At 54.7% G+C, this 4,979-nt stretch carries 5 protein-coding genes; 4 read left to right on the top strand and 1 reads right to left on the bottom strand.

Features of this window, described 5'->3' with window-relative positions; all coding sequences use genetic code 11:
- Positions 1–316 (top strand): hypothetical protein (locus tag ABX962_RS29980; RefSeq protein WP_372725050.1); only part of this gene is annotated, 316 nt, incomplete at its 5' end.
- A gap of 116 nt (positions 317–432) precedes the next feature.
- The gene (locus ABX962_RS29975) at positions 433–1,275 is read left to right on the top strand and encodes a hypothetical protein (protein ID WP_372725048.1); all 843 of its coding nucleotides are present in this window, start codon (positions 433–435) and stop codon (positions 1,273–1,275) included.
- A gap of 151 nt (positions 1,276–1,426) precedes the next feature.
- Here ABX962_RS29975 and ABX962_RS29970 read toward each other — a convergent pair whose 3' ends face one another.
- Positions 1,427–3,646: a serine/threonine protein kinase gene (locus tag ABX962_RS29970; RefSeq protein WP_372725047.1), complete on the bottom strand. Its 2,220-nt coding sequence runs from the start codon at positions 3,644–3,646 to the stop codon at positions 1,427–1,429.
- Positions 3,647–3,772: 126 nt separating this feature from the next.
- Here ABX962_RS29970 and ABX962_RS29965 point away from each other — a divergent pair, with 126 nt between their 5' ends.
- Together ABX962_RS29965 and ABX962_RS29960 are read left to right on the top strand one after the other, a co-directional pair.
- Entirely contained in the window at positions 3,773–4,393 is a 621-nt protein-coding gene (locus tag ABX962_RS29965) for an RNA polymerase sigma factor (RefSeq protein ID WP_372725045.1), read from the top strand.
- A 113-nt stretch (positions 4,394–4,506) separates the two neighbouring features.
- A partial coding sequence (locus tag ABX962_RS29960; RefSeq protein WP_372725043.1) for a hypothetical protein occupies positions 4,507–4,979 on the top strand: 473 nt, incomplete at its 3' end.

Below are 4,979 nucleotides of genomic sequence, written 5' to 3'. Positions count from 1 at the left end.
GCTCTCGACGATCGCCAACCTAGACCAAAACGACTCGATCGCTCAGGTCGATGACAGCGACGATCTTGGACTTGCGGATGTCGAGTCGCTGCTGAATGACGGCGAGAAGCAAAGTGGCGAAGAGGCGATCGCGGCCTGTTTCCGTCGGATTGGCTACGGTCACCGCCACCACCACTACCGTAGCTTCCACAGCTGGTACCGTCCGGTGTACCACAGCCACAGCTGCTACACCCCCGTGTTCACAACCCACTACAGCTACACTCCGACGTACACCTACTACACCCCTTGTTACACCAGCTACTGGGGTTGCTGGTAGTCATCAACTCTGCTGATTCAACAAACATCAATAAGCCCGACAACCCGATTGTTTCGCGGTTGCCGGGCTTTTCTTCTATCGAAACTCAATTCACATTTTTCGAAGCAGGCAAACTCATGAACCGACAAATATTGACCAAGGTCTTGATGACCACTAGTTTCATCGTCTGCATGACGATGAAATCCGATGCACAGCAAATCAATGCCTCGCATCTATTCGGAAACCATTCCTATTGCTCTCACGTCATCGACTTGATCTCGCAGCACGGCGTCAACAACACGTTTAATCGTGGTTCGACATTTCATTCATCGTCGTTTGGGCACGTGGTGATTCCCGATTGTGAAATCGGCGACTTGCAAATCGTCGAGGTCCACCAACACGAACATCTCGATTCAGCGTGTGGCCCGACGTTCGCCATCGTGATTCAAAACCATAGCACTCGTCGTGTTTGTGGTTTTCATGTGACCGCCGTGGCGGTTTTTGGACATATCTGTCCAACTTCGCCCAACGCGACGGTGAAGACAGACAAAATCGAACCCGGCGAATCACTCGAAGTGCTGGTGACACTGCCAATCGAAGCGCTGGCGATGGGCAACCGCAATGGACAAGTCATCGGCTTTCAGCGGCTCGTTGTCGCCATCGACAGTTTTGACGAACTGATGGAGAGCGACGAAGCGAACAACTTGAAAGCGTTTGACGCCGCATCGATCCCCGTCGTTTCGGTATCGGTGACCACGACGGTGGAAACCGAATCGGTTACCACGATCCAATCCGGTAACGCTGCGAACGTGCAACCCGCCGCAGAAAACGTGGTTCCTCAAGCCGAGGCACCGCAAATCGACTCGCTGCAAAACGGATCGCTCGATACCGAGCCCGAGTCCGAGTCACTCCGCTCGGCGATCAAGATGCTCGACACCAACAACGCCACGAACGACGTTGCTGCGGCGAGCGGAATTTAGGATCGAGAATCCGAGTTCAAATCGCCCGAGTCCAAATCGCCCGAGTCCAAATCGCCCGAGTCCAAATCGTGCGGACGATTGCATCACAAGTTCTTGGGGGGGGAACGAGGATGCAATCGTCCCGCACGCCGTTTTTGAAAAGAGCTCGATATCAAGTTGCGGCGGTCAACTCGCCGGGCACCATCGATGTTCTCTTGGACAACACGGCGTCCATTTGCTTCCACGTGTTGACGATAAACCGATAAGCAAAGAACGAAGCAAGCAGCCCGATGATCCCTGCCGCCAGCGCGGTCAACGTGAACAATTGCGACGCACTTTTGGTGGTAACCAGCAGGGCAGCACCGAGAAGCGGAATGATCGCAGCGATCAACAAGTACCATTCGCTACGGTACAAAATCTGGTCCGATCGCCGATCAAATTGCGGGTCTTGCATCGTCCCGCTCAAGCAGCGGGGATAGAATACAAGCGTGGCAACCAACGCCATGCCAAAGTACGGATAGATCATCGCCACGCCGCCACAGATCAGTGACGACATAAAAAGATGGACCGCCTGCGTCATACTAAAATCGGGAAAGATCCACGACAAAACGAGCGGAAACAACACGCCGGCAATCAACCACAACGAGCCTCCGATCAATGCCGCGCGATGACCAAGTTCCAGTGTCTCGCTGAGATCCGACGGATCAACACGCGCCCCACGGCGAACCGAATCGACGGCACGTACAATCCGCCGGGTGTACCAAATTGCGATCCCTGCGGCAAACGGAAAGAACGTTAAATTGACAATCCATGAAACGATCCGCAATCCTTCCTTGGTCTCAGCCGTCGTCATCACATGATGAAAATTGTATTGAAAATTTAGACAGCCGCCGATCATATTCGGCAGCAACAAAATGACACAGGTCACGATCCAAGGTGACCATCTCGAGAGCGTCATCGCCACTGATTTTCCAGGCGGATCAAACAGAGTTGCGGTTTCCGGGTGAAGCGACAACCGCAACCGACCTGCCATCTCGGCACCATCGACAAAGCGATCCTCCGGATCCAACGACAACGCCTTGCGAAGCACTTTTTCGAGCACGCGTTCGGACGCAGTTTCCGATCGCTGCGGTTCTTTCAGTGGCTCTGCCCGAGCGGCTAATTGAATCGATACCGCGTCGCTCCAAGACCCCGCGATGGCGTCACACGCAAACGGCCGTTCGCCTTGCCACAATTCCCACAGCGTGACGGCGAGCGAATACAGATCCGCAGGCTCTTGAACCTTTTCGGGTTCGTCGAGCAGCTTTGAACTAATCGCTCGCAGATGCTCGGGAGCCATGTAGGCAATCGAACCACCGAACGAGGCCGCCGCACCGGCGCGGCCCGCAGCACCCGCGAAGCTGACGTTAAAGTCGGCGAGCTGCGGAATACACTCGGCCGACAACAACACGTTTGCGGGCTTCACATCGCGATGCAACACACCGCATGCGTGGGCTTCGTCAAGCGCCTTGGCTAGCTGCATTCCCATCCATGCAACCACGGTCGGCCAGGGAGCCGTTTCGATCCACTGCCTGACAGCCGAACGATCTGGAACCACTTGCGCCGCCCTCAGCAAGTTTTGGTCAACCGAATCGAGAAGCAACCGACTGCATCGCTGCGAACGATCACAATGGCGTACCCATTGCACGACATCGGCCAAGGTGCCGCCCGGATGATATTGCATGTACAACAAATGCAATGCTTGGTCAGCAACCGTCCGCTGATCAAATACGCGAACGATATTGGGATGATCAAATTGAGCGAGCGCCTGAGACTCGTCACCGCTGCCGTGCGAGACTTTGAGTGCGACCAAGCGGTGCATCGAAATTTGGCGAGCCAGATAAACGTGAGCGATTGCGCCTTGACCGAGCTTGGCGAGAATCAGAAAGTCATCCACTTGCCTGCCGACCGGAATCTCCGGAGGAAGCCCGCACTTGGCGACCGAACGAGTTGCCTCGATCCGAGTCAACATTTGGTCCAGCAATGCTTCGTACTGAGGAAACCTCAGCAAATATTCGTCATGCGATGGCGTTTCGCCGAAATCTTTTCGCAGCTGGATTTCTTCCATCAGTAAATCCAGTGGAACCGTTTCCATCGAGAGCAGATCGGGCATCGCATCGACATAGTACTCGATGCCGTGCAGCGTCCCTGCGTCGGCCGCCATCGCCATGTCCAATTTGATCAATTCGACCAACACGAAGTGACGCAGGTCCGATTCGACGTCGGGCAACAAGTTCCGTAATTCCGCCGGCTGCTGAACCGAAGCACGTTGAACGAGCTTTTCAAGACAGGCCTGGATGACCGCGTCGATATCGTCATCACGGGGATCGTGGGAGTCGATCCGAGCTTTCATTGCAGAATCTCTAGCAAAACTTTCTCCACGAAATTAAATTCGGCGCATACGCAACGGTTTCTTAAAACGACGTCGTTACTGTATGTTGATTGGGGGAATCAAGCTACCTCACCGACAGGTTTGAACATGGATAAATTCGATCAACCCGAACTCGTGCAGCGGATCAAACAGCACGATGCCGAGGCGCTGGCGAACTACATCGACCTGAACCGCGGGCAATTGGCTGGCTTTCTAAAATCGATCACCGGAGAACATTTGTTGGCTGTGGTCGAATTGGATGACTTGATCCAGGAAGTCTCCACTGCGGCGCTGTCGAGCCTCGATTCGGCGCCCTTCGACCAATACGAGCCGATGCAGTGGCTGCAGCAGATCGCTCGCCGCCGGGTTGTCGATGCCCACCGCTTTCATTTTGGCGCGAAACGTCGAGACGCGGGTCGCCAGCGATCGATTCACGCAGCAAATTCAGGCGGCACGGCGGCTTTGGGATTGGAACAAATGTTGGTCGCTAGTATGACGTCGCCCAGTGCGGCGCTGAGCCGCGACATTCGCATGGTTCGCATGCAAGAGGCGATCGAGGAACTGTCGGACGAACAAAAACAGTCGATTCGCATGCGTTACGTCGAAGGTTTGCCAACCAAGGAAATTGCCGCCAAGCTAGGCAAAACGGATGTCGCTATCCGTGTGCTGCTGTCGCGAAGCATGCGGCTACTCGAAACCCAGCTTCAGGACGTCAAACCACGCGAGTGAATTTGGCATGACGGGGCAGGGCAGGGCACATTGCGAATAAAAGAGTGAGTAAACTTAAGCGCACTTCAAAAATCACTCCCCACTCAACCCTGCCACCGAGGAACATCCATTCGATGCCCGCCCACCTTCTGACACGCTGCCTCGCCGCATTGTTCGCTATCGCCATGCTGGCGATTCATGACACAGACGCTACCGCCGAATCTCCAACTGCAAACGGAACGGAACTCAAACGGCTGGATGCCGATTTCCAACTTGTCGATGGCGCCGCTTGGGATGGCCGAAATCTGCTTTATGCTCCCGATGTCAAAGCCAAACGTTTAGCCAAAATCAATTTGGCAACGTTGCAAGTGATTTCCGAAAACGTCGTGAAAGAACCGCTTGCCATCTCTGGAACGTGCTACCAGCATGGCAAGTTGTATTTGAGCGACAACGCCAACAGTCGGATTGCAATCCTGGGCACGGGTGGCAAAACCGAAACACTGGCTCAATTCGAAAAGAACCAGCGCCCCAATGACTTGGTCGTCGATTCACGCGGCAACGTCTATGCCACGTTCACCGGCGAAGGCATCGTTCGCCGCATCGATGC

Source organism: Novipirellula sp., from assembly GCF_041583735.1.
Lineage (GTDB): Bacteria > Planctomycetota > Planctomycetia > Pirellulales > Pirellulaceae > Novipirellula.
This window is presented reverse-complemented; position numbering and strand designations above follow the sequence as displayed.

Coding starts and splice junctions, on each gene's coding strand:
- ABX962_RS29970 (WP_372725047.1), bottom strand. CDS start 3,646: ATGAAAGCTCGGATCGACTCCCACGATCCCCGTGATGACGATATCGAC.
- ABX962_RS29965 (WP_372725045.1), top strand. CDS start 3,773: ATGGATAAATTCGATCAACCCGAACTCGTGCAGCGGATCAAACAGCAC.
- ABX962_RS29975 (WP_372725048.1), top strand. CDS start 433: ATGAACCGACAAATATTGACCAAGGTCTTGATGACCACTAGTTTCATC.